The 25,442-nt window shown below is 69.8% G+C and carries 16 protein-coding genes; 10 read left to right on the forward strand and 6 right to left on the reverse strand.

The window, feature by feature from the left end:
- The first annotated feature begins 46 nt into the window (after positions 1 to 46).
- Together Nocox_RS06000 and Nocox_RS06005 are read left to right on the forward strand one after the other, a co-directional pair.
- Positions 47 to 2,599 (forward strand): bifunctional FO biosynthesis protein CofGH, encoded by a 2,553-nt coding sequence (locus Nocox_RS06000; protein ID WP_020546320.1) that lies wholly within the window; start codon positions 47 to 49, stop codon positions 2,597 to 2,599.
- Between the two features lie 60 nt (positions 2,600 to 2,659).
- Positions 2,660 to 4,408 carry a substrate-binding and VWA domain-containing protein gene (locus Nocox_RS06005; protein WP_026214983.1) on the forward strand — a complete coding sequence of 583 codons (1,749 nt, stop codon included), beginning with the start codon at positions 2,660 to 2,662 and terminating at the stop codon, positions 4,406 to 4,408.
- 46 nt (positions 4,409 to 4,454) lie between these two features.
- Here Nocox_RS06005 and Nocox_RS06010 read toward each other — a convergent pair whose 3' ends face one another.
- The 3 genes from Nocox_RS06010 to cofD form a co-directional block, all read right to left on the reverse strand.
- Positions 4,455 to 5,192, reverse strand: a complete 738-nt coding sequence (locus Nocox_RS06010) for a lytic polysaccharide monooxygenase (protein WP_026214984.1) — start codon at positions 5,190 to 5,192, stop codon at positions 4,455 to 4,457.
- Between the two features lie 103 nt (positions 5,193 to 5,295).
- Positions 5,296 to 6,603 (reverse strand): coenzyme F420-0:L-glutamate ligase, encoded by a 1,308-nt coding sequence (locus tag Nocox_RS06015; RefSeq protein WP_020546323.1) that lies wholly within the window; start codon positions 6,601 to 6,603, stop codon positions 5,296 to 5,298.
- Entirely contained in the window at positions 6,600 to 7,538 is a 939-nt protein-coding gene (gene cofD, locus Nocox_RS06020; protein WP_020546324.1) for a 2-phospho-L-lactate transferase, read from the reverse strand. The genes Nocox_RS06015 and cofD overlap by 4 nt, the downstream gene beginning before the upstream one ends.
- 204 nt (positions 7,539 to 7,742) lie before the next feature.
- Here cofD and Nocox_RS43640 point away from each other — a divergent pair, with 204 nt between their 5' ends.
- The 4 genes from Nocox_RS43640 (at position 7,743) to Nocox_RS06040 (ending at position 14,914) form a co-directional block, all read left to right on the forward strand.
- Entirely contained in the window at positions 7,743 to 10,094 is a 2,352-nt protein-coding gene (locus Nocox_RS43640; RefSeq protein ID WP_157383380.1) for a hypothetical protein, read from the forward strand.
- Between the two features lie 319 nt (positions 10,095 to 10,413).
- Positions 10,414 to 10,674, forward strand: coding sequence for a WhiB family transcriptional regulator (locus Nocox_RS06030; RefSeq protein ID WP_020546325.1), 261 nt, complete (start codon positions 10,414 to 10,416; stop codon positions 10,672 to 10,674).
- Between the two features lie 113 nt (positions 10,675 to 10,787).
- A complete protein-coding gene (locus tag Nocox_RS06035; RefSeq protein WP_020546326.1) occupies positions 10,788 to 13,610 on the forward strand; it encodes a glycosyltransferase family 2 protein in 2,823 nt (940 codons plus the stop codon).
- Positions 13,607 to 14,914 (forward strand): DUF5719 family protein, encoded by a 1,308-nt coding sequence (locus Nocox_RS06040; protein ID WP_020546327.1) that lies wholly within the window; start codon positions 13,607 to 13,609, stop codon positions 14,912 to 14,914. The genes Nocox_RS06035 and Nocox_RS06040 overlap by 4 nt, the downstream gene beginning before the upstream one ends.
- Positions 14,915 to 14,925: 11 nt before the next feature.
- Here the strand turns inward: Nocox_RS06040 and Nocox_RS06045 are convergent, their stop codons facing one another.
- Positions 14,926 to 15,366: a metallopeptidase family protein gene (locus Nocox_RS06045; RefSeq protein WP_026214988.1), complete on the reverse strand. Its 441-nt coding sequence runs from the start codon at positions 15,364 to 15,366 to the stop codon at positions 14,926 to 14,928.
- Between the two features lie 241 nt (positions 15,367 to 15,607).
- Here Nocox_RS06045 and Nocox_RS06050 point away from each other — a divergent pair, with 241 nt between their 5' ends.
- The 4 genes from Nocox_RS06050 (at position 15,608) to Nocox_RS06065 (ending at position 18,331) form a co-directional block, all read left to right on the forward strand.
- Positions 15,608 to 15,976: a DUF3499 domain-containing protein gene (locus Nocox_RS06050; protein WP_020546329.1), complete on the forward strand. Its 369-nt coding sequence runs from the start codon at positions 15,608 to 15,610 to the stop codon at positions 15,974 to 15,976.
- A 118-nt stretch (positions 15,977 to 16,094) separates the two neighbouring features.
- Complete coding sequence (locus Nocox_RS06055) at positions 16,095 to 16,826, forward strand: HAD-IIB family hydrolase (RefSeq protein WP_020546330.1); 732 nt, start codon at positions 16,095 to 16,097, stop codon at positions 16,824 to 16,826.
- A gap of 69 nt (positions 16,827 to 16,895) precedes the next feature.
- The gene (locus Nocox_RS06060) at positions 16,896 to 17,477 is read left to right on the forward strand and encodes a hypothetical protein (protein ID WP_020546331.1); all 582 of its coding nucleotides are present in this window, start codon (positions 16,896 to 16,898) and stop codon (positions 17,475 to 17,477) included.
- A gap of 26 nt (positions 17,478 to 17,503) precedes the next feature.
- The gene (locus tag Nocox_RS06065) at positions 17,504 to 18,331 is read left to right on the forward strand and encodes a glutamine--fructose-6-phosphate aminotransferase (protein WP_157383381.1); all 828 of its coding nucleotides are present in this window, start codon (positions 17,504 to 17,506) and stop codon (positions 18,329 to 18,331) included.
- Positions 18,332 to 19,047: 716 nt separating this feature from the next.
- Here the strand turns inward: Nocox_RS06065 and Nocox_RS06070 are convergent.
- A complete protein-coding gene (locus tag Nocox_RS06070; protein ID WP_157383382.1) occupies positions 19,048 to 21,423 on the reverse strand; it encodes an RHS repeat-associated core domain-containing protein in 2,376 nt (791 codons plus the stop codon).
- Between the two features lie 50 nt (positions 21,424 to 21,473).
- Positions 21,474 to 25,259, reverse strand: a complete 3,786-nt coding sequence (locus Nocox_RS06075) for a DNRLRE domain-containing protein (protein WP_219495584.1) — start codon at positions 25,257 to 25,259, stop codon at positions 21,474 to 21,476.
- Positions 25,260 to 25,442: the final 183 nt, after the last annotated feature.

Genomic DNA, 25,442 nt, shown 5'->3' on the forward strand with positions numbered 1-25,442 from the left:
CGCCCTGGGTGCATGTGGGGAACTCAGCGCCCCGTACTGTGCCTGTATGGACCTCGTCAACGATTCCGCGCTCCGCCGCGCTCTCGCCCGCGCCCGCGACGGCAAGACCCTCGACGTCACCGAGGCCACAGTGCTGCTGCACGCGCGGGACGAGCACCTCGACGCCCTCCTGGAGCACGCCTCCCGCGTCCGCGACGCCGGCCTTGAGTCCGCCGGCCGGCCAGGGGTCGTCACCTACAGCAGGAAGGTGTTCATCCCGCTGACCAGGTTGTGCAGGGACCGGTGCGGCTACTGCACGTTCGCCACCGCGCCGCACAAGCTTGAGTCGCCCTTCCTGAGCCCGGACGAGGTCCTGGAGATCGCCAGGCAGGGCGCGGCGATGGGATGCAAGGAGGCGCTGTTCACGCTGGGGGACCGGCCGGAGGACCGCTGGCGCCAGGCCCGCGAGTGGCTGGACGCGCACGGCTACGACGACACGCTGTCGTACGTGCGGGCCATGGCGATCAGGGTCCTGGAGGAGACCGGCCTGCTGCCGCACCTCAACCCCGGGGTGATGAGCTGGCGGGACCTGCAGCGGCTCAAGCCCGTCGCGCCGTCCATGGGGATGATGCTGGAGACGACGTCGCGGCGGCTGTTCGAGGAGAAGGGGCAGCCGCACCACGGCTCGCCGGACAAGGACCCGGCGGTGCGGCTGCGGGTGCTGGAGGACGCCGGACGCAGCAACGTGCCGTTCACCACCGGCATCCTCATCGGCATCGGGGAGACCATCCAGGACCGGGCCGAGTCGATCTTCGCGATCCGGCGGGTGGCCCGCGAGTACGGCGGCGTCCAGGAGGTCATCGTCCAGAACTTCCGCGCCAAGCCGGACACCGCGATGCGCGGCATGCCCGACGCCGACCTCCAGGAGCTGGCCGCCACCATCGCCGTCACGCGCCTGGTGCTCGGCCCGAAGGCCCGCGTCCAGGCCCCGCCGAACCTGGTGGACGCCGAGTACGCGCTCATGCTCCGCGCCGGCATCGACGACTGGGGCGGCGTCTCCCCGCTCACCCCCGACCACGTCAACCCCGAGCGGCCCTGGCCGCAGATCGAGGAGCTGGCCGCCCGCACCGCCGCGGCCGGGTTCGCGCTGCGCGAGCGCCTGACCATCTACCCCGAGTACGTGCTGGCCGGCGAGCCCTGGCTGGACCCGCGCCTGTCCGCGCACGTGGCCGCGCTCGCCGACCCGGAGACCGGCCTGGCCCGCGAGGACGCCGTGCTCCAGGGCCGCCCGTGGCAGGAGCCGGACGGCGGCTTCGTCCCGGCCGGGCGGGTGGACCTGCACGTCGAGGTGGACACCGACGGGCGCACCCACGACCGGCGCGCCGACTTCGACCACGTCTACGGCGACTGGGAGGCGCTGAAGGACCGCCTCGGCACGGCGACGCCCACGACGCCCGGCGACGTGCGGCAGGCGCTGCGCAGGGCGGCGGCCGACCCGGCCGGGCTCACCGACGACGAGGCCGTGGCCCTGCTCGGCGCGGACGGCGAGGCGCTGGAGGAGCTGGCCGCCATCGCCGACGACCTGCGGCGGCAGGCGGCCGGCGACGACGTCACCTACGTCGTCAACAGGAACATCAACTTCACCAACGTCTGCTACACCGGCTGCCGGTTCTGCGCGTTCGCGCAGCGGCGCACGGACGCCGACGCCTACACGCTGAGCCTGGACCAGGTGGCCGACCGGGCGCAGGAGGCGTGGGAGGCCGGCGCGACCGAGGTGTGCATGCAGGGCGGCATCCATCCCGACCTGCCGGGGGCCGCCTACTTCGACATCGCGAGGGCGGTGAAGGCCCGTACGCCGGACATGCACGTGCACGCCTTCTCGCCGATGGAGGTCATCAACGGCGCGTCCAGGACGAACCTGTCCGTACGGGAGTGGCTGGAGGCCGCCAAGGAAGCCGGCGTGGACTCGCTGCCGGGCACGGCGGCCGAGATCCTGGACGACGACGTGCGCTGGGTGCTCACCAAGGGCAAGCTGCCGGCGAAGGAGTGGATCGACGTCATCACCACGGCCCACAAGGTGGGCATCCCGACCACGTCCACGATGATGTACGGCCACGTGGACAACCACCTGCACTGGGTCAGGCACATCAAGCTGATCAGGCGGCTGCAGGAGGAGACCGGCGGGTTCTCGGAGTTCGTGCTGCTGCCGTTCGTGCACACGAGCGCGCCGATCTATCTGGCCGGCATCGCCCGCCCCGGCCCCACGGCGCGCGAGAACCGGGCCGTGCACGCCCTGGCCAGGATCCTGCTGCACGGCGCGATCGGCAACATCCAGTGCTCGTGGGTCAAGCTCCAGGACGACCTGTGCCGTCAGGTGCTCCAGGGCGGCGTGAACGACCTCGGCGGCACGCTCATGGAGGAGACCATCAGCCGCATGGCGGGCTCGGAGAACGGCTCGTACAAGACGATCAGCGAGCTGCGGGCCATGGTCGAGGTCACCGGGCGGCCGGTGCGCCAGCGCACCACCGAGTACGGCGTCCCGTCGGCGGAGCGGCTGGCCGCCTCGGCGGCGAGCGACGGCGTCTGCCAGAGCGTACGGCGGGTGTTGCCGCTCGCTTAGTTGTAACTTGTTCTAACAACGGGTTGCGCCCTGACTGCGGGACCCTGACAGAATCGGCACGTGCGGTTGGGTCGGCATCGCGCCGCGCTCTCCACCGAGCAGCGGCGCAAGAAGGCGTTACGGCGTGGTGTGCTGGCCGGGCTCGCGGCCGTGGCCATCGTCGCCGCCTCGCTGACCGTGGTGCTCGGCGGCGCCGGCGCGCTCTGCTCGACGCGGGAGCCCGTTCTGGTGAGCGTCGCGGCGGCGGTGGACGTGGCGCCCGCCGTCATGGAGGCGGCCGGGCGGTTCAACGACACCAAGGCGTCCGTGGGCGGCCGGTGCGTGCTCATCCAGGTGACCGAGCAGCCGCCGGCCACCGTCCTGCGCACCCTCATCGGCGACCGCGCGGGCGTGCTGCGCGAGCGGCCAGACGGGTGGATCGCCGACTCCTCGGCCTGGATCCGGCTGGCCCGCCAGCGGGGGGCCAGCTCGCTGCCGGCCGGGGAGAGCGTCGTCGCGACCTCGCCGCTGGTGTTCGCCACGCGGCAGTCGCTGGCGCGGCGCTTCTCCGTGGGCAACACCGAGATGAACTGGCGGATGGTCTTCCCGTCCACCGCGCGCGGGCGGCTGACGCCCACGGACGGCGAGCCCGACGTCGTACGCGTGCCCGATCCCTCGCTGGCCGGGGCGGGCATCGCGACCGTGGCCGCCGCCCGTGACGTGGTCGGCACCGGGCCGGAGGCCGACAAGGCGCTGACCGCGTTCGTGCGCTGGGCGCAGGCGGGGTCGGCGCCCGACTACCGCAGCATGCTGGCGGCGGTCGACGACCGTACGTTCTGGCAGCGGCCGGTGGTCATCGTGCCGGAGCAGTCCGTGTGGAACCACAACCAGCGGCCCTCCGCCGACCCCGTCGTGGCGCTGCATCCGCGCGAGGGGACCATCGACCTCGACTACCCCTACGTCGTCACCGCCACCGACCCGGTCGTGGCCGAGGCTTCCACGGCGTTCGCCGACTGGCTGACGGGGCCGGAGGCGCAGCAGATCGTGCGGCGGGCCGGGTTCCGGTCGGGCGACGGCGAGGAGGGGCCGCTCTCGCCGGGGCCGCTGCTCCCCACCGCCGCCCCCAAGGTGCGTACGTCGGTCACGCCGCAGGACATCGACGAGGCGCTGCGCGCCTGGAGCAGGCTCGCCCCGCCCACCAACATCCTGGTGCTGGCCGACACCAGCAAGCACATGGCCGAGCCGCTGAAGGGCAGCACCCGCGTGCAGGTGGCGCTGGAGGCCGCCAGGATCGGGCTCCAGCTCTTCCCGGTCTCCACGCACATGGGGCTGTGGGAGTTCGCCGGCGGGCTGGGTCAGGTCAGGGGCTACCGGGAGCTGGTCGGGCTCGGGCCGATCAACGAGCCGGAGAGCGGGCAGGTCGTCAGGCGCAGCCGCCTGGAGGAGGCCACCGCCACCGTCACCGCCCATCCCGGACGGGCCAGCTCGCTCTACGACGCCGTGCTCAGCGGTTTCCGCCGGGTGAGCGGCGAGTACCGCGAGGAGATGAACAACACGCTGCTGGTGATCACGTCTGGCAAGGACGACGGCAAGGGCATCAGCCGCGAACGGCTCGTGGACACGCTGCGCCGCGAGTGGCGGCCGGACCGGCCGGTGCAGATCATCGTCATCGCCTTCGGCTCCGGTGTGGACCGTGCGGCGCTCGGCGAGATCACCGCCGCCACGAACGGCTCCCTGCACGAGGCGCAGCGGCCGGACGAGATCATCGACGTCTTCCTCGCGGCGCTGGCCCGCCGCCTGTGCCACCCCACCTGCAAGCCCCCCGCATGAGGAAGGGGACGCCCCTCATGGAGCGTCCCCTTCCCGGATCAGCGGGTCACACGCGCTGCCAGAGCGCCGGGACGTTCGGCGGCTCCCAGCCGGCGAGCGAGGTGTGGGCCTGGACGCACCGGTAGGTGAGGCCGTTGTAGGTCACCGTGCTGCCGACCGCGTACGCGACGCCCGCGCGCCACGTGCCCGAGGGGGCGGTGGTGGTCGGCGTCGGCGTCGGCGTCGGGGTGGGCGTCGCGGTCACGGTCGGGGTGGGGGTCGGGGTGCCGCCGCCCCCGCCGACCTGGAGGTCGATGCAGGAGTAGAAGGCGTTGGCGGTGTCGGAGATGTTCCAGATCGCGAGGACCTTCTGGCGGCCGGTGAAGCCGGACAGGTTCACGGTGTGCGAGACCGTCGCGGGCGGCTGCTGGTTGCCGCCGCTGAACTCGGCGACCTTGGTGCTGCCGATGTAGTACTGGTAGTTCGCGGTCGCGTGCCGGGCGGTGAACGTCCACGTGAAGGTCACCGTGGTGCCGACCGACGCCACCGGCCAGGGCTTGCTGTCGTCGTTGAGCTGGGCGAACTGTGCCAGGCCGGCGTTGCAGGTGCGCAGGCCCTTCGGCCCCTCGACGCTCTGCGGCTCGTAGACGATGTTGCCGCAGTCGGGGACCTTGCCGGCGGCGCAGTTCGCCTGCCGGCTGGGGGGCGAGTTGACGTACCCGTGGGCCAGGGCGGGCCCGGTGTTGAAGAGCGTGGCGGCGACGGCGACCGCCGCCACGGCGACAAACGTGAGCATCCTTCGCATGAAAGCGGCTCCTTTACATGGGGGGATGCTCCGAATGTAAAGGAAAGTTTCCTAACGGTAAATGGTTCTGCTGACCGGGCGTCGAAGCTCCCGGTCAGTGCCGTCAGCGCGTCACGATGAAGTCGGCCGGATCGCGCGGCGCCCGGTCGCGCGGCGGCGCGGCGGCGTGCCCCACGGCCACGCAGCCCATCGGGTCCCACGCGGCCGGCAGGTCGAGCACCTCGCGCACCACGGGCCGGCAGAACATCGTGGACGACACCCACGCCGAGCCCAGCCCCTCGACGGCGAGCTGGACGAGGAAGTTCTCCACCCCGGCGCCGGTCGCCACCACGAACATCTCCCGCTCGGCGGCGTTGCGCCGCTCGTCGCGATAGGTGTGCGAGCCCTCCATCACCAGGCACGGCACCACCAGGTAGGGCGCGTTGCGCAGCACGTCGCCCCTGCGCACCCGCTTGGCGATCGACTCCTCGCCGAACCTGTCGCCCCGGAGGTCGGCGATCCACGCCTCGCGCATCGCGTCGAGCAGCTTCGTCCGCGTCTCGGCGGACTCCACCAGCACGAACCGCCACGGCGTGGTGTGGTGCGGCGCGGGCGCGGCGATGCCCGCCGCGACCGCCCGGCGCACGGCCTGCGGATCGACGGGCTCGCCGGAGAACTCCCTGATCGTACGGCGGGCGAAGACGACGTCCCGCGAGCCGTAGCGGAACAGGTCCTCGTCGGCCGGGCGCACCAGCGGCGCGACCCCGGGGCCGTCGTCGTCGGTCACCAGGTGGGCGAGGCCGCGTACGATCGCCACCGGCACCCCGTCGAGCTTGCCCTTGACCAGCTCGGCCGCGCCGGCGATCTCGTCGGCCAGCGCCGTCACGGTGGCGCTCAGCTCGTTGCCGTACGCGTCGGAACGGCCCCGGAAGTCGTCGAGCGGACGCACGCCCGCCGCGCCGATCGCCACGTCGGTCAGCCCGTTGCGCCACGGCCGGCCGAACGTGTCGGAGACGATCACCCCCGCCCGCACCCCCGTCCGCTCCGCGAGGCCCGCCCGGATCCGCCGGGCCGAGGCGTCCGGGTCCTCGGGCAGGAGCAGGACAGTGCCCGGCTCGGTGTTGGAGGCGTCGACCCCGGCGGCGGCCATCACGAAGCCGTGCCTGGTCTGGGAGATCACGGTGTCGCCGCGCCTGGCCACCACGCGCTCGGTCTCGTCGGCGATGGCCTGCGCCCGGTCGGGAGCGTGGCGGACCCGGCCCTCGGCCTTGCTCACGATCTTGGAGGTGACCACGACGATGTCGCCTGCGTACAGGGGGGCGCCGGAGAGCAGGTGCGCGAGGTCGTCGCCCTCGCGCACCTCGCCGATGCCCTGGACGGCGATCACCTCGACGGTGGGGGGCTTGGGGGGCTGCGGGGGGATCGTGGTCATCGGGACAGCTCCAGTGCCAGGTCGAGGGCGGTGCGGGCGATGCCGGCCGCGGCCTCGGCATCGTGCATGAGGATGGGGCGGGCCACGACCCGGACGCCGTCGAGCGCCACCCCGGCGTCCTCCTCGGCCACGAGCCAGCCGTCGATGAGGTCGGAGCCGTACAGCTCCAGCACGGCCTGGGCCGTCGTCTCCACGCCGATGGCGGTCAGGCAGGCGTCGGCCATGCCGCGCACCGGCGCCCCGCCGATGATCGGCGACACCCCGACGACGGTCTTGGGCAGCAGCGCCTCGCGGATCCCCGGGACCTGGAGGATGGTGCCGATGCTGACGACCGGGTTGGACGGCGGCAGGATCACCACGTCCGCCTGCCGGATCGCGTCGAGCACGCCCGGCGCCGGCTTGGCCCGGTCGACCCCCACCAGCGCGAACGACTGCGCGGGCACCGAGGCGCGCAGCCGTACCCACCACTCCTGGAAGTGCACGGCCCGCCTGCCGTGCTCGTCCTCGATCACGACGTGGGTCTCGCAGCGGTCGTCGGTCATCGGCAGCAGGCGCACGCCCGGTTGCCAGCGCGCGCACAGCGCCTCGGTGATCTGCGAGAGCGGATAGCCGGCCTCCAGCATCTGCGAGCGGACGATGTGGGTGGCGAAGTCGCGGTCGCCGAGGCCGAACCACTGCGGCTCCACGCCGTACGCGGCCAGCTCCTCCTTGACGACGTGGGACTCCTTGGCCCGGCCCCAGCCCTGCTCCTCGTCGATGCCGCCGCCCAGGGTGTACATCACGGTGTCGAGGTCAGGGCAGACCCGCAGCCCGAACAGGGTGATGTCGTCACCGGTGTTGCCGATCACGGTGATCGTGGCGTCCGGCTCGGTCGCGCGCAGGCCGCGCAGGAAACGGGCGCCGCCGATGCCGCCGGCGAGTGACACGATGTGCATGTGCCTCAGTCTTCCACTGGCCTTTGACCGGGCCTTCACCGGTCGCCGACAGGCCCGGGCCAGGGGCACGGATTTCACCGCCTGCAACCGTGTACTTGCAGGTATAGGCCGAATTGAGATGTAAGGGGTTGCTGGGACGCCCGACGCCTGACGTGGCAATGTGGCAAACTCCCTTCGGGCCAAAGGGTCCGTTGGGGGTAACTTGTGAGCAAAATTGACGTCGCACGGCTGCGGGAGCCGGCCGCCTGGATCATGCTCGTCGCCGGACTGACGAGCGTGCTGCTGGCGATCGGGCACCTCCTGATCGGCTCGTCGTCCAGCTCGTCCTTCACCGGTCGCGCGGCCTCGAACTTCTTCGGACTCACCGACCCGGTCGTGACCGCCCTGCTGCTCGGGGCGGTGCTGCTGGTCACCAAGATCGGCGCGCCGTCGGACAAGGCCAGGCCGATCACGTACGGGGCGGCCGTCGGGCTGCTGCTCGCCTCCCTGTTCGGGATGCTGGCGCTGCTGCTCGGGCTGTTCGCCGGGGACGGCGCCCGGCCCACGGTCGAGTTCGTGCTCCTCGGGGTGCCCCGGCTGGCGTTGACGGTGGTGGCGCTCGTGTACCTCATCCCGCAGGCGCTGCCCGCGCGGCCGGTCGCCCAGGTCTACCAGGGCCACTTCGGCCAGCCCCAGCCGGGCTTCGGCGCCCGCCAGGACGCGGCCTTCGGCCATCAGGAGCAGCCCTTCGGCCGCCAGGACCAGGCGTTCGGCCAGCAGGAGCAGCCGTTCGGCCAGCAGGAGCAGCCGTTCGGCCAGCAGGAGCAGCCGTTCGGCCAGGACCAGGCGTTCGGCCAGCCCCAGCAGGCCGGCTACGGCCAGCAGCCCCCGGCCCAGCAGCCCTCACCCGCCCCCCAGGACCAGCCCGCCCTCGGCTACAGTCCTCAGCAGGACCAGCCCGCTCCGGGCTATGGCGCCCAGGAGCAGCCCGCTCCCGGTTACGGCCCTCAGGACCAGCCCGCCCCCGGCTACGGTCTTCAGGAGCAGCCCGGCCTTCCCGGTTACGGGCAGCACCAGGAGCAGCAGGCGCCCGCCGGCTACGGTCAGCAGCCCGGGACCGGGCAGCAGCCCGTCGCGGCGCAGCACGAGCAGCCTGCCGCCGGTTATGGGCAGCAGCCTCCGACAGGTCAGCAGCCCGTCCCCGGCCCGCAGTTCCCCTCCGGCCAGCAGCCGATCCCTGGTCAGCCCGTGCCGGGGCTGCCGGAGCCTCTGCCCGCCTACGGGCAGCAGCCGCTCTCCGGTCAGCAGCCGCTTCCCGGTCAGCAGCCGCTTCCCGGCCAGCAGCCGCTTCCCGGGCAGCAGGTGCCCGGCCAGCCCGAGCACCTGCTCGGCTACAGCCAGCAGCCGCCGTCCGGGCAGCACCTGGTGCCGGGGCAGGTTCAGCCGTTGTCCGGTCAGTACTCGGCGCCCGGCCAGTACGCCCCCACCGCCGACCCCCAGCAGCCCGCCTACGCCCCTCAGCCGCAGCAGGCCGCCGACCAGGCGTACCCCCAGGTGCGCGGGGCTCTCCCGGCCGCTCCGGCCGGTCAGACGGACTCGCCCTACGCGGCCCCGCAGGGTCTCGGCGCCCAGGACGGCAGCGGATACGGCACCAACCCCGGCTTCGGCCAGGACCCGCAGCCGTTCCCGCAGAACCAGCCGCAGTTCGCCCAGGACCAGCCGTTCGCCCAGGCCCAGCAGCCCTCGTTCGGCCAGGACCAGCCTCCGTTCGGGCAGGACCAGCCCCAGTTCGGCCAGGACCAGCAGCCCTTCGGGCAGGAGCAGCAGTCGTTCGGGCAGCACTCCTACGCGCCCGCCGACACGGCTCCCACCGTCGACCGCCCGGCCGCCCCCGCCCTCCCGGACTACAACACCCCGCCGCCGGTCGAGTACCAGCCCGCGCCGTACGTCCCGGCGGACAGCCAGCCCAGCCTGTACGGCCACCAGAGCCCCAACCCGTACGCGCCCCCGGACTCCTTCTCCACCCCGGCCGACCAGTCCTACCCGACGGGTGAGACCGCCCCGAACGTCCCGTTCCCGCCGCAGCCGCAGTCCCAGCAGCCGCAGCAGCAGTCGTACTACGGGCAGAGCGCGTTCGACCAGCCGCAGCAGGGCGGCAGCCCCTTCACCGGCTACTCGGGCGCCGAGTTCGCCGCCCCTGGGGCCGCCGGAGCCGCCGGAGCCGCCGGCACCCCGGCGTACCAGGAGCCCGACCTGCCCGTGGACCCGCGCTCCCAGCAGCTCCTCGACGCCTACCAGCAGGCGGAGACGTACCAGTCGCGCACGTACGACGACCCGTTCGGCCACCCGCAGCACCAGCAGCCGGGCGGCTACGAGCCGCGCCCGTACCAGCCGGCCCACCAGGCCCCGGCCGCGCCCGCGGCCCCCGCGTGGAACGAGGGCCAGAGCGGCGAGTCGACGATGCGGCTCGACCCGTCGGCGCTGCGCGGCGGCGACGCGCTCGGCGACCAGGAACGTCCGGGCGACGACCCGATCAACCCGACTGCCATATACACCCCCAACGAGCCACGCAGGTAACGAACCGGCAATGGACGGCTAGAGAGAAGGTGGGCCACGGGCGGGCGTCTATACCGCCCTGGTACGGTTCGGACCGCTGACAGGTTGAACGACCCCAGGATGAGCCCATGATTCAGGTGGGTTCGTCCGGGCGAGAACATCACATGCCAAGCACACCGGGGCGAGATCTGGTCTTTCCCCGGATACCTGCATGCCGCTTGACGCCAGCCAGCGCACGCGCGTGTAATTACAGCCATGTTGTTATGCCTTCCCGTGGGTGGGTAATAAGGAAGGCGTTCATGGGGGGCTCCATTGCGGGCGGGCGGCAGGGAGGTGTGCAGTGACCGATCCGGTCATCGCACAGGATCAGCTTGACGCTGAAGAACTTGGCTGGCAGGAGCGCGCGTTGTGCGCGCAGACCGATCCGGAGGCGTTCTTCCCTGAGAAGGGCGGCTCCACCCGAGAGGCCAAGAAGGTCTGCCGATCGTGCGAGGTCCGTGCCGAGTGCCTGGAGTACGCACTCGAGCACGATGAGCGGTTCGGCATCTGGGGTGGACTGTCCGAACGGGAGCGCAGACGGATCAAGCGCCAGGCCGTTTGACATAGCGGCGAAAGGGTCACGTGGGTCCCTCACGTGACCCTTTTTCGCATTTTCTGACCGCTTCGGCATGTAAGGTGGGCGCGCCTGATCAACCCCCCAGGAGCCACCTGCACATGTCCCGTCCCTACGTCACCGTGGTCGTCGTCGCGCACGACGGCGGACGCTGGCTGGGGGAGACGCTGCGGGCGCTGGTGAGCCAGAGCCGCAGACCCGACCGCGTGATCGGCGTCGACAACGGCAGCAGGGACGGCTCGGCCGACCTGCTGGTCCAGGCGCTCGGCCGTGGCAACGTGATCTCCCTGCCCCGTTCCGCCGCCTTCGCCGAGTCGGTCGCCGAGGCGCTCGGCCGCCTCCCTTCCGCCGGGCCCGACGAGTGGATCTGGCTGCTCCACGACGACTGCGCCCCCGACCGGTGGGCGCTGGAGGCGCTGCTCGCCGTGGCCGGGCAGGAGCCGAAGGCCGCCGTGGTCGGCCCCAAGCTGCGTGACTGGCTGGACCGCCGCCGCCTGCTGGAGGTGGGCGTGACGGTCGGCCGTACCGGACGCAGGGACACCGGGCTGGAGCCGCACGAGTTCGACCAGGGCCAGCACGACGGCGTGCGCGAGGTCATGTCGGTCTCCACGGCCGGGATGCTGGTCCGCCGCGACGTGTGGGAGACGGTGGGCGGGCTCGACCCGTTCCTGCCGCTGTTCCGCGACGACCTCGACCTGTGCTGGCGGATCCGCAACGCCGGGCACAAGGTGCTGGTCACGACCTCGGCCGTGGCCTGGCACGCGGAGGCGGCGGCCCGCCGGCGGCGGCGCATCACGGTGAGCGGCGACCATCCGCGCCGGCTCGACCGGCGAAACGCGATCTTCGTGGTCATGGCGAACCTGCCGTTCCGCGCGATGCTGTGGGCGCTGCTGCGGAACGTGCTCGGCTCGGCCTTCCGCACGCTGATGTTCATCGTGGGCAAGCAGCCGGCGAACGCGCTGGACGAGCTGGTGGCGATGGGGTCGGTGCTGGTGCATCCGTTCCGGCTGGTCCGGGCGCGCCGCGCCCGCCGCTACGGCCGCAAGAAGGGATATATCCGCGTAAAGCGGCTGATGACCCCGCCGGGTGCGGCCTACCGCCGGCTGGTCGACATGGTGCAGAGCTTCCTCGCCGGCGGCGCCCCCGTGGACGCCGCCGGCCGCCACCACCACGCCGCCGCCCCCTCCGGGGAGGACGAGGAACAGGCGCTCGTGCCGGCCGACAGCGGCGCGGTCAAACGCTTCCTGTCCCGCCCCGGCGTCGTCCTCATGCTCGCGCTGGCCGCCGTCTCGCTGGTCGCCGAACGCTCCCTGCTGCTCGGCGACCGGCTCGGCGGGGGCGCGCTGGTGCCGGTCACCGGTGGCGCGGGCGATCTGTGGGCGTTCTACACCGAGGGCTTCCACGACGGCGTCGGGCTCGGCTCGGACGCCTGGGCCCCGCCCTACGTGGCCGTCGTCGCGGCCCTGTCCACGCTGGCGCTCGGCAAGACCTGGCTCGCCGTGTCGGTGCTGCTGCTCGGCTCGGTGCCGCTGGCCGGGGCCACCGCGTACCTCGCCACCCGGCACGTCGTCCCGGCGGTGCCGGCGCGGGCGTGGGCGGCCGGCACGTACGCGCTGCTGCCCGTCGCGACCGGCGCGGTTGCGGCCGGGCGGCTGGGCACGGCCGTGGTGTTCGTGCTGGTGCCGGTCTACGCCTCCCTCGGCACGACCGTCCTGTCCGCCGAGCCGCGCCGCGCCCGCCGCGCCGCCTGGGCGCTCGGGCTGCTGCTGGCGGTCGGCACGGCGTTCGTGCCGCTCACGTACCCGATGGTCGCGGTGCTCGGCGTTGCCGCGCTCGCGGTGCGGCGGCCTCGGGGCGCGGTGACGTCCGTCGCCGTCGCGCTGCTCGTGCCGGTGGCGCTGCTGCTCCCCTGGCTGGCCGGGCTCGTGACGGAGCCGGGCCGGATCCTGCGCGAGGCCGGGCTGCACGACCCCGCCCTGGTCGACGCCGCGCTCGGGCCCGAGTCGCTGCTCGCGCTCTCCCCCGGTGGGCCGGGACTGCCGCCGTTCTGGGTGACCGCGGGCCTGCTGGTGACGGCGCTGGCCGCGCTGCTCATGCGCCGCCAGCGGACGATCGTCGCCATCGGCTGGGGCGTCGCCCTGTACGGGACGCTGGTCGCGATCCTGGTCAGCCGCATCGAGATCGAAGGGGCGCGGGCCTGGCCGGGCGTGCCGCTCGCGTTCGCCGGCACCGGGCTCGTGGTGCTCGTCGCCCTGACCGCGCACCGCCTGACCGAGCTGCGCGCCGGCGGCGGGCTGCGGCGGCTCGGCGCGACGGCGGTCGTGGCGGTGGCCTTCAGCACGCCGCTGCTGGCCGCCGGCTGGTGGGTGGCCACCGGCGTACGCGGCCCGCTCACCGGCGACGCCCCCGACGTGCTGCCCGCCCTCGCCGCCGCCCGCAGCCAGCACGGCGAGCGCACCCTCGTGGTCAAGGGCTCCGCGTTCACCGTCCTGCACGGCCGTACGCCGCTGCTCGGCGAGGCCGAGCTGCCCGTCCCCGCCGAGGCCGCCGCCCGCGTGGCCACCGCCGCGCAAGGGCTGATCGGCGGGCGCGGCGGCGACGCGGCCACCCTGGCCCAGCAGGGCATCGCCATGGTCGCGGTGGCCCCGCCCGTGCCGCAGGGGCTCGCGAGGACGCTCGACTCGCAGCCTTCGCTCGAACGCCTGAGCCTGTCGGAGGCCGGCGGCCTGTGGCGGCTGGCCGAGCCCGTCACCCGGGTGCCGGTCAGGCCGGAGAGCGTCCTGTACCGGCCGTGGCTGTGGGCGCAGGGCGTGATGGTGCTGGTCATGGTGGTCCTCGCGGCGCCGGGGCGGCGCGAGAGCCCGCAGGAGACGCCCGCCGAGCCCGTCCCCGTCGCGCCCCTCCTGGCGGCGAGGGCGTCATGAGGACCTTCGTCGAGAACAGGTTCGGCCTCCTCGCGGTGGTGACCGTCGTGCTCGCCGTCCTGTACGGGGTCGCGTGGATCACCCGCCCCGCCCCGGCGGCCCCGGCCGCCTCCGCCCCGCGCAAGGTGCCGGTCGAGTCGGTCACCGCCGTCTGCCCCGGGACGAAAGGGGAGAAGGTCGGCGTCTACCTGCCCGGCTCGCTGGCGTACGAGACCATGAAGAGCGGCGCCCCGTACGTGACCGACGGGCCCGGCGCGCTGGAGGCCGGCTACACCGTCCGCGTCGCCGGGGGCGCGGACCGCGGCCTGGCCGGTGTGCGCTGCACCGAGCCCGCCCCGGTCACCTGGCTCCTCGGCCCCGGGCCGGCCGACGCGGCCGTGGTCCTCCGCCTCGCCAACGCCGACAAGGCCCCCGCCCTGGTGGACGTGCAGGTGCACGCTCCAGAGGGCCCGGTCTCCGGCGACAAGGGCGTCGGGCTGGAGGTCGCGCCCGGCCGGCAGCGCGTGATCGACCTGCGTACGCTCGCGCCGTCGGCCGAGATCGCGGCCGTCAGCGTCACCACGATCCTCGGCAGGGTCGCCGTCTCGGCCCGCGCCGTCCTGGAGACCGGCGGCGTCGACTGGCTGCCCGCCGCCGCCCCGCCCGCCACCCGCGTGGTCGTGCCGGGCATCCCGGGCGGCGGCGGAGGCCGGCAGCTCCTCGTCGCCACCCCCGGCGAGACGGACGCGGTCGTACGGGTGCGCGCCGTCGGCGAGGACGCCGAGTACGCGATGCGCGGGCGCGAGACGCTCGACGTGCCGGCCGGCGGCGTCGTCTCGGCGGATGTCACCACCGGGCTCGGCGCGTCCTCCGCGGCCCTCGTCCTCACCTCGAACGTGCCGATCGTGGCCGGCGCGGTCATGACCGGCACCGGTCAGCGCCAGGACGTCGCCTTCACCGCCGGCACGCCGTCACTGGAGCTGGGCAGCGCGGTGGCCCGCAACGGCGCCGGCTCCCGCCTGGTGCTGACGGCGGTCGGGGCGGCGGCGGGCAGGGTGCGGGTCCAGGTGGTGCCGGGCAAGGGCGCGGCCGAGCCGCCGTTCGACGTGGACGTGCCCGCCGGCCGCACCCGGAGCGTCCGGCTCAAGGCGCGCGGCGACTTCGCGATCGTGGTGACCCCGGTGTCCGGGGAGGTCTACGGCGGCCGGGTGCTGGAGGAACGCCTCAAGGACGGTCTCATGCTCACCGTCCAGCCCTTGGCCCCCGCGCGGGTGTGGACCCTGCTGCCCCCGCTCACGGACACCCCGCGGGTGGTCGCGCCCTGAGGTCAGGGGGGTCAGCGACGGTCGTCGTAGCCCGGGTCGACGGTCTCGGGGGAGAGGCCGAGCAGCGTGGCGACCTGCTCCACCACGGTGTCGTGGACCATCGCGCCGAGGGTGTCGCGGTCGCGCGCCCTCGCCTCCAGCGGGCGGCGGTAGACGACCACCGCCGCCGGGTTCTGGCCGCTGGCGGCGTCGGCGCGGCCGAGGGGGATCGGGTCGGAGGTCAGGCGCGGCCCGTCGTCCAGTTCGCTGAGCGGCGGCACCTCCTCCACCGCGAACTCCACGGCGGAGAGCTGCCGCTCCCAGCGCGGACGCAGCCGGTCGACGGCGTCGAGCACGAGGTCGTCGAAGCGCTCGCTGCGCGACTTGGCCAGGGGGACATGAGAGGGGGCGAGCGGGCCGCGAAGCCCGCGACCGTGGCGATCGCGCCGTCTGGGACCGCGCCGTGGTGTCACACGGCAAGTGTACGGGGACGATCCACCCGATCACGGTGTGACGGGGCCGGTGGGTAGCCTGGTGGTGATCCTTTCGTACGCCCCCACGGGCGGCCGTCCCCCGATCCCGGCAGGTGGTCCCGGGTGCGTCATCGGGGCATGTGGGTGGAAAGGCTGAGACAGGTGTCCGAATTGTGGCGACACGCTCGTTAAGAGCGCTCAGATAGTGGCGCCTCGCACTCTTACCAGATACGGTCCCTCCGTGAGCCCCGTCCGCCGCTGTTCCCGCACCGCCTGCAGCCAGCCTGCCGTCTTCACGCTCACGTACGTATACGCCGACTCGACCGCTGTTCTCGGCCCCCTGGCGACGTACGCGGAGCCACACTGCTACGACCTGTGCGCCGAACACGCCGAACGGCTGACCGCTCCCCGCGGCTGGGAGGTCGTGCGGCTGCCCACGGACGGCGCCTCACCCAGCTCCGACGACCTCGAAGCCCTGGCCAACGCCGTCAGGGAGGCCGCCCGCCCGGCCCGTCCTGGCAGTGGCGAGCCCGTCGGCGACGGCGTCGAGGTCGGCAGGCGGGGCCACCTGCGCATCCTCCGCTCGGCTCAGCCCAACCGCGAGAGGTGACGCCCGGCCTTCCCCATCGGCCGGTAAAGTCGAAGGACGTGTCCGCGGTCGATTCGTAGGAGTTCCGATTAATCGCACGTTCTCCCTGGTCGCCTTCGATCTGGACGACACGCTCGCGGTGTCCAAGTCCCAGATCGACGAGCGGATGGCCGCGCTCCTGGCCCGGCTGCTCGACGCCGTCGAGGTCTGCGTCATCTCCGGCGGGCAGTTCGCCCAGTTCCAGACCCAGGTGCTGCGGCACCTGCCGATCGACGACCGCCTGCGCGCCCGGCTGCACCTCATGCCGACCTGCGGCACCCGCTACTACCGCTGGAAGGACGGCGACTGGTCCCTCGTCTACGCCGAGGACTTCGCCGAGTCCGAGAAGGCGGAGATCATCGAGGTGCTCACCAGGTCCGCGAAGGAGCTCGGCCTCTGGAGCGACGGCACCTGGGGCGACATCATCGAGGACCGCGGCAGCCAGATCACCTTCTCGGCGCTCGGGCAGCAGGCGCCGCCGGACGCGAAATACGCCTGGGACCCCGACGGCGCCAAGCGCCGCCTGCTGTGCGCGCGGGTCTCCGAGCAACTGCCCGGCCTTGAGGTGCGCGGCGGCGGCTCGACGTCGGTCGACATCACCCGCCAGGGCGTCGACAAGGCGTACGGCATCGGCCGCCTGCTCGAAGCCCTCGACCTGACGATCGACGACGTGCTGTTCGTCGGCGACCGCCTCGACGAGGGCGGCAACGACTACCCCGTCAAGCTGATGGGCGTGGAGTGCGTGGCCGTCGAAGGCTGGGAGCAGACCGCGGATTTCGTGGCGAACTTCCTCGCGAGAGAAGGGCTCGATGGCGCGGTGTCCGTCGGTTAAATTGAATCGACCGTAGCCCGCAGGGCTATCGAGGGGCGGCGCCCATGTGCGATTCGAGGTCGACGATTCATGCGCGATCCCGCTCAGCTCAATCTCCTCGCGGCGCTGGCCTCGGCGTTGGCGGGCATGGGCTCCGCTCTTGCTGCTGCGTTCATGATCCGCCTGCAGCGGCGCTGGTCGTCTGCCGACGCGCTGCTGAGGATCGCAGAGGTGTTCGAGAGCGCCGCGTTCCGGAAGTACAAAAGCATTATTTACCGACTGGACCGTAACGCCTTCTCGACCTGGAACGAGGAGGAGGTAGCCAGCGTCAATGCCTGGTGCGCGCACCTCGACATCGTCTCCGTCCTGATCCAGTCACGCCAGATCAGTAAGGTGGCGTTCCTGAACCTGTACGGGGACGTGACGCTGCGGACCATTTACCAGATAGCTCCCTACTGCAATCATCAGCTCGCCCTCAGGGGAAAACAATTCCTGTTGCCCTTGCGCCTCCTGGCCGGCGACCTCGTGCGAACCTGGAAACGGCGAGCGCACAAGAAGCGTTATCCGCTGCAGATCGGTTTCCCGGACCAACCCAGACTGCGGGTCAGTCCCGACCTTTTCGACAGCGATGACGCGGTCCTCGCGTTCAGGGCGGACGGCGCCATCCGGTGATTCACGCGCTGTGGAAGGAGTCCCTGATGTGCGGTCTCGTCGGAATGACCGCGGAGCGCGACGATGTGGTCCCTGAAGTGCTGGCGCGTTTGGCTTCAGTGGAATATCGCGGCTACGACTCGTTCGGACTCGCCTTCCTGGCGAACGGAGCAATCGGGATGTCGAAGGCTGTCGGCTCCGTCTCCCAGGCGCTGCATGAGCGGCGCCTCTCCCGCCTCCAGGGCAGCACCTGCGCACTGGCTCACACGAGATGGGCCACACACGGCCGTGTGACCGTGAGCAACGCTCATCCTCATCTGTCCTTCGACGGCGCAGTCGCGGTGGCGCACAACGGCGTCATCGAGAACCATGCCGGTCTCCGGCGGAAGTTCGAGTCGGACGTCGTCCGGTTCACCAGTGAAACGGACAGCGAGGTCGTCGCGCACATCATCGCCACCTACCTGGCTGCTGGCGTGCCTCTGCTCACGGCAATCTGCCTGACGGCCGGTCTCCTCGAAGGCGAATTCGCGCTGGGCATCATTTCCACGGCTGATCCGTCTGCCCTGTACGGCGTGCGGCAGAAGAGTCCCCTCGTATTGTGCGAGGACGGCGGACGTGCCGCGATTGCCTCTGACCAGAGCGCGCTTTCTGGGATCGCGCGAGGGCGGGCCGTGTTCCTGGAGGACGGCGACCTGGTGCGACTCCGAGCGAACTCCATCGAGGTCTTCACAGCCGGCGGAGGCGGCGTGCCGCTGCCGGTTGCGCGTGCTCACCTTCCCTGCTCGGACGTCGGCTTCACAGTGAGCAAGAGCGGGCATCGGCACTTCATGCTCAAGGAGATCCATGAGACTCCACAAGGGGGGCAGACCAAGTAAGCCGGAAAAGGCTAATAGGGCTGGTCAGCGATATCTCGCGTGTTCAGGGCTCGTCGTGAGTTGTGCGGTGATGTCTCCTCCGCCCTCGCTGCGGCACCGCTGCGAGCGTCATGACCGCCGCGCCTCGCTCGGAGCAGTCCCGCCTCGGTGCAATAGTACGACGACAAAGCCAGTGGCGATCTTCGTGACGGGCGGGCGCCAAAGCTGCAGGCGCTTGTCTATTGACGGAAGGTGTCACTCCGTCGCGCCTGGCTCATGTCGTCATCGTAACGTGGCGGCAGCGGTTCAGCTCGCCGCCCGGAAGCTGAGTGCCAAGCCATTGATCTGATTTCCGCTGGCCGTAGCTATGCGGGTTGTCGAGGTCGGGCATCAGTCCCGCTGTTTACTTTTTCTCTCGCGCCTAATTGCAAGCCAAGCGCCGATTAGACCAACAGCTGTGCCACTTGTCCCAAAAAGAAAGCCTCTCTCGAAGCCAATGCCCATGATCGTCGTGCAGAGGCCGACGACTGTGGCGCATATCGCGACGATTGTCAGGATAACGATAAAGGATGCGAAGAGCTGCGCGATCTTCTTTGGCGCTAGCATGACACCTTCCGCACTTGAGGGCCCTCTGTGGGGCGGATACATCATACCCTAGTCTTGCGGCGAGGCCGTGCCTGACCGCAAGACTAGGGTAACGGGCCAACTACTTGGTCAATTGCGATCTGAAGCTGATATTATTTCTTTTTCTTTTTCTCTTTTTTGACGGGGTTGAGCTGGCCCTGTAGCTTGTCCGCTGCCTTTTCTAGCATATCCTTGAGTGTCCCTGCCAGCGGCCCGAGTAGCTTCCTTACATGTTTATTGTCCATGAATCCGGCAGCTTTGATTAGGATCGCTGGGAGAATTCCGCCAAGTGCGATTTCTGTGCCTACTGCTTCCCAGAAGCCTTTCCAGAATACGCCCATGACCTGTTCGGCAGTACCTAGACCTTTGGGGTCGTCGCTCTTTTCGTAGGCGTGTTTTATCAGTGCGACGAGGCCGCCGACAAGTCCTTTGCAGGCGAGGTAGCCGAATCCGGTTCCGCGGCAGACGACGCCAAGCGCTTCTTCGATGGCCCAGAATATTACGCCACAGACGGAGAAGAATTGGCATTCGCGTTTGCCGTCGAGATCGAAGCAGTTGATGGGGTCGGCAGAGCAGTAGTCATAGGCATTGGCGCTGCCTCCGAAAACAGGGTCGACTTGGAGGAAGCGTCCAGTCTCCGGGTTGTAAAGCCTCACCCCCATGAGGACCAGGCCGGCGAGGCTGTCGATGGACCGTTGCTCTCCGCCGAGCCACCCATATCGGATGGGGTTGGTGGTGTTCTCGGTCCGGGAAATGCCGTACTCAGTCTGCTCGAAGTAGGCTGTGATGCCGACGGCTGCCGTGGTGTTGTCGCAGGTGGCGACGACATCCCCGTGAAGGTTGATGAGTTGGATGGTGCTGGAGCCGGTGCTGGACTGGGTTGCTGCCAGTCCAATAAACCCGACGATGTTACGGGTCCACGTGCCATCCGCTTCGGCTATCCAGGCCGGGCTATCCCCCGATCCGGAGTAGTGATTGACGACTGTGCCGGGGCGGGGCCCACCGGTGCTGATCATCGAACGAATACGCCACAGCGGGTCCAGGGTGAAGGTCTTGTGCTGACCGTTCTGGGTGAGAGAAGCGACCATGTCATTGACGTGATAGCCGACCTGCAGGTTGGTCCCGCCTTCGACGTGGTGACTAGGTACCTGGGTAGTGCGGCCGAAGGCGTCGTAGGAATAGCCGCTGTCAGTGATCCGATCGGCATTGTCGAAGCTCGATGTGCGGGTTGCGGCGGAGGTGGAGGTGGAGCATGCGCCAGCTGCATCGGCACCGTAGGTAGTGAGACTGGTGCGATTGGAGTTGACGTCAAAGCCGTAGACGCGTGTGGTGCATTGGCCCTTGTAGCTGTCGGCGACCTGTGTGAGGCGACCAGCGGTGTCGTAGGTGTATCGCTGGCTACTGGCGGAGCTGCTGCTCGCGGAGACTCGACCCAGGAAATCAGGAGTCTGGGTAAACTCCATCCAACGGGTTCCGCTCTTGGAATACGTCTGGCCGATCCTCTTGCCGCGGTTGTCATAGCGATAGGTGGCTGTCAACCCGTTCGGATAGGCTTGCTGAGCCAACTGACCGTCAGCGTCATAGGCGGCGGTGAAAGAACCTGCGCCAGACGCTTCGATCTTGACGGGGTAGCCTCGGCGCTCCGTCTTGCCGTCCGCGCTGGTGCCGTCGTAGGTGTAGGTGGTGATGCCCTTGCCGTCGTTGACGGTGGCTACTTGGTCGTCCACGGTATAGGTGGTGATCGAGGTGTTGCCGTCGGCATCGGTGTTGGAGATCTCCCGGCCGAAACTGTCATAGCTCGTGCTGACGACGGCGTCGCCCGCTCCTGCCTGGGTCTTCATGCCGGTGGCGGGATGGTAGGTATAGCTGATCTCGGGCAAAGCGCTGCCGCCCTCTGCTTCCGGCAGAACATCTACCTTTGACTTCTCCACTCGGCCTGCGGCATCGCGGCGGGTAGTAGTGATCCGGGTGGTGGACCCCACAGTTTCACGTACCGTTGCCGTATCGCCGAGATATCCGTAGGTCGTCACGGTGATGGGGAGCGGGTTCTGTGCTGGTTGCGTCACCGGCGCTGTACGGCAGGCCAGTCCGGCCCACTGAGGTTTGTTTCCGCATTCCGTGACAGAGGGGTGTGCGCCTACGGTGTAGTAGCTGAGCGCTGTGGTGCCGGCGTCCGTGCCGTTCGAGGCGGGCATGCGACGTTCTATTTCCCGGCCTGCAGCATCGAAGCGAAGTTTCCGGACGATATCAGCTTGGCCATCGAGGACTGTTGTTTCGCTGGTTGGGCGTCGCAATTCCCAGCCGCTCACATCGCCAGAGGCAATGGGGTCGTAGCCCATTTTGGTGGTTCGAACATCGTTGGGGCCGGGGGTAGCCGAACCATCAAGAATGATCGGCTCAATTTTCGTCGTGGTTGGCAGCCGGTAGATCGTGCTGCTGACCGGTTTGCCCTCGTCATAAGTGATCAGCGTGCGTTGCCGGCTGGACACGAGCGCCCCAGACGCTAGGAGCACCGGCCGTGCCGGGTCCAGACCTTCGATCAGTTCCTCGTTATTGCCATATGTTCTGATCCGAGTAAGCAGATTCGCTCGCTCTGCCGAGTCGAGGCTCCGGCAACGTAGGGATCGGTGTCGGGAGTTGGGGTGAGCGCCTGCGCGCGATTCCCAGCAGTCAGCTCCCAGATCGCGCGGCCGTTCTTGTCATATCGGGTAGCGGAAATCTGCCAGGCTCCGGCACCAAACTGAGCACTATTGACTGGCCGCCCGTTGACGTCGGTGTAAACCAGGCTTCCGTACTCCCAGTCCGCGGCGAGCGGCATGTAGGCGCCATCGCTGCCGCGTGGCGGCACATGCGAGGCCGGGAACATGGCCGCACCTATCACCGGTAGATCCGTCGACTGACCCCATCTGTTGGTTTGCGCCGCGGTCAAGTCGACCGGCACTCCGGTACCGCCGATCGGCACATCGTAGGCGACCGACCACGTCGGGTCGACGTCGCCTCCTTCGCGCTGCACGTGCGCGAGACGGCCGCGGCTGTCGTACTCCATCCGCCACGGCGCGAGCCCAGGCGGGGTGATCTGGGAGACCCGGCCCTCGCCGGTGTAGTAATAGACCGTGGCAAGATTGGTACGCGGGTCGGTGACCTGGCGCAAGTGTCCGGTCGAATCATACAGGTAAGTCGCCAGCGGCGTCGTCTTCATGGCGTTCGATTCAGGGTCGAACGCGGTGAACGACACGGTCTTGACCTGCTCCTTGAAATCGCCCCAGCCGGAGGCGACCCCTGTGGCGGTGGTGGCGGTGGCGTAGGAGATTTCAAGCGCTCGACAGCCGGCCACCAAGGTCGTCCCGCAAGTGACGCCGGTGGGGACAGGGGCGAGGATACGGGTCACCCGCCCATTGATGTCTCGGTAGTAGTTGACGGCCGATTCGGCGGCCGTGGTTTCGGTGCGGGCTATCAACCAGGAATCGTGGACCTTGGTGTAGGTGGTCTTGCTCCCGCTGCTGTCGGTGACGATGAGTTGTTCGCCGCTGGTACTGATGCGTGTGCCGTCGGCGGCATCGCCGACGCCGCCGAAACTGCTGCCGTTCTTGACGTAGGTCAAGGACGCACCGTTGGGGCCGATGAGCTGGAGGGAATCGGAGGCGCCGTCGCCGGAGGGGGTGTATTCGGATACCCACGAGGGTGTGGCGGGGAAGGAGTCCTTCCAGCCGGGGCCGAAGACTCCGGCTTCGTATTGTGAGGTGGGTCGGAGGGTGGTGAGAGTGCGGTTGACCGAGATGCCGAACAGACTCGCGTCCGTGCTGGTGAGGGAGAAGTCGCCGGATTGCAGGGCGACGGTACCAGGGCCGATGTCGGCGGTGGCGTAGGAGCCGCCGAAGGCGGAGGTGTCGAGGGTGAACGTGATGGGTTCTGTGCAATCCTCGGCTACCGTGCCTCCGCTGAAGCAGGCCCGGACTTTGACCTGACCTCGTTGGTCCTGGACCGTCTTGGCCACGTTCCAGATGAGGTCGGCGAAGTTCTTCGACGTGTCGGTACGGCTCTGCGGCCAGCCGGAGATGGGGGTGCTGGAGCCGGGCGGGGTCACGTCACTGGCTGGGATCGGATACCACCAGACGTCGTACCACTCGTAGCGGACGCTTGTCCGGCCAGGCGGTGCGGTGGTGGCCAGCGTCACCGACTGCTGGGTACGGCTGTCCTCCTTGGGGCTGAGGAAGCCGCCCGCTCCGATGCCGAAGCTGTAGGCGGCGGCCTGGGAGGTGTTGTGGGCCTTGTCCCGGGTCTTTACATACAGGGTGTGCCAGCCGACCGGACGGTTCATCATGATGTGTCCCAGCGGCTGCCCGGCCTGTCCCGTGTTCAGGTGGGGGGTGGTCGGATCGTCCAGTCCCCACCAGTAGCCGGACACGTCGCCCGATGAGGAGCCAGCGATGCAGGTGTAAGGCTCGTCCGGATTTATGTAGGAGACCCAGCCGTTCGCCGGGACCGGGCACTGGATGGCCGGCTGCTGTGGTGGGCTAGCGTCGATGGCCAGGAGTTGCCACGCCGACCAGGCCGAGTGTTCGGCGCCGTCAAAGGCGCGAGCGCGCCAGCGCACTTTCCACCCGTCGGTGAGTTTGCCCGATGGGACTGTGATCTTCGCGGAAGTTCCGGCTTGTACGCCGTCCACGGCGCCGGACCAGATCAGGCCACTGCCTTGTCCCGTGGTGGCAGGGTCGTGCCCGACTTCGAATTCGGCGCGTAGCACGCCTCCGTCCGGATCCTTGACAAATGCATGCAGAGCCGGAGTGGTAGTTGATGCGTAGATGACACCCCCCTCCGAGGCGATGGGCGTCGCACGCAACTGGTCCAGGGACGGTGCCGATCCGTAGGTGACGACCAGTTTCGGCGGCTGTGCCCCCGCGCCGGTCTTTTCCGAGGAGTGGAAGGACCGCGTGTACTGGCGCTCGAACTCGGTCGGCCATTCCTCGGTGAGACGCAGCATCACGCCATAGCCGGGAGAGCCTTGTGCCCAGGCCTTGGCGATGTCGGTGATCTGCCAGGTCCAGGTTCCCGCGGGGATGTCGAAATCATCGGTGCAGGGGCCTGGTTCCTGGGCGCGCTGCTCGCCGCTGGTGGTCGTCGTCGGCTGGTTGGACCAGACAGTACTGCTAGCCGTCCATGAACTGGTGATGCGCTGGGCCTTGATGCTCAACCCAGACTCGCACCCCCAGTTGTAGTCCCCCGTGTGCAGTTCTAGCTTGGCGTCGGTGATCGCTTTACCCGCCAAGGAGGAGGTGTTGAAACGCAACAATGACCTGTCGAAGTGCCGTTTGGTGGTGCTCCCGCTGGCACTGTCGCCCTGGCCAATGACCAGTTCCTCACCGCCCGGATTGCCGTACCCCGAGTCTCCGACCGAGCCTGCGGTGGGGGAGGTGAGTGTGGTGTCGCTCAGCACGGACAACGTGGTTGTAGGGTCGACGGTCACCGGATAGTTGGTAGCCGGGTCGGCGAGGAACTCCGCATCGGGCCTGAGGACCAGCAGCTGCTGGTCGCCATCGGTCACGACCTGGGCGTCAATCTCGCCCCGCGACGGTGCGGGAGGGGCAGGCTGCTCCGTTGTCGGAGCGGTTGAGGTCTCGTACATGACCGGCTCCGGCGCCGCGGCCACTGTCGTGCCCTTGGCGTCGGTGAGTTCGAGCCCGCCCTGTTTGGTCTTGGCGAGGGTGAGCCCCTTTGTCTGGATCGGGATCTTGTACTCGACTGGTGCGCTTGGGCGCTCACGCAGTACGACATCATGGCTGAATCCCGTGGGCAGGGCGGTCACAACCAGGTCCGCCCCGGGGCCTGCGGCGTCGCTGTAGATGGCCTTGTTGCCCTCGACCTTCGGCGCAGGGAGAGGAGTGGGCCAGGTAAGCACGTAGGACTGCGTGTCGGAACGCTCCAGCACAGCCAGTGGCTTGCCGCCGCCGCCCGCGGAGAAGGTCACGTTGGCCAGCGTCGCCTTCGGCTTCAGCACCCCGTCGGCGGCCACGAGCGAGGTGTCGATCGGGGCCCAGCTCTCACCCTGCTTGACTCTGACGGGGCCGCTGGAGGCTTCCAGGGTGGTGGTGCCGTCGGGGTTGGCGTAGGTGAGCGTCGTCTCCGTCGTCTCCCCCGACACGAGAACCCGGCTGCCCTGCAGCCGGGCCGATAACGCGGCGGAGACGCGGTCAGGCCGCTCCGATACCGGCTGCACGGCGGGCGTCGTGGCACCGGTCGGTGTGAGGGAGGTCTGAGCTACGGCCGAGGCGTTCTCGGCTGCTAAGGACGCGGTCAGCGTCAGGACGGTCACCACGGTGGTGACCATGAAGCGCGTCCAGGACCGGCGCCTGCGCATCGGCGCGGACGGACGCACTACGGGGGGTGAAGATAAACTCACCCATACCTCGCTTTCAGGTGATTATCAGGAAATACACAGGCAAAACGGAGAGAGCGTATATCGAGATCGACTGCTTGATCAAGACCGGCTCCGTTGCGAAAATCCCTCGAA

The organism is Nonomuraea coxensis DSM 45129, from assembly GCF_019397265.1.
In the GTDB taxonomy this organism is placed as follows: domain Bacteria; phylum Actinomycetota; class Actinomycetes; order Streptosporangiales; family Streptosporangiaceae; genus Nonomuraea; species Nonomuraea coxensis.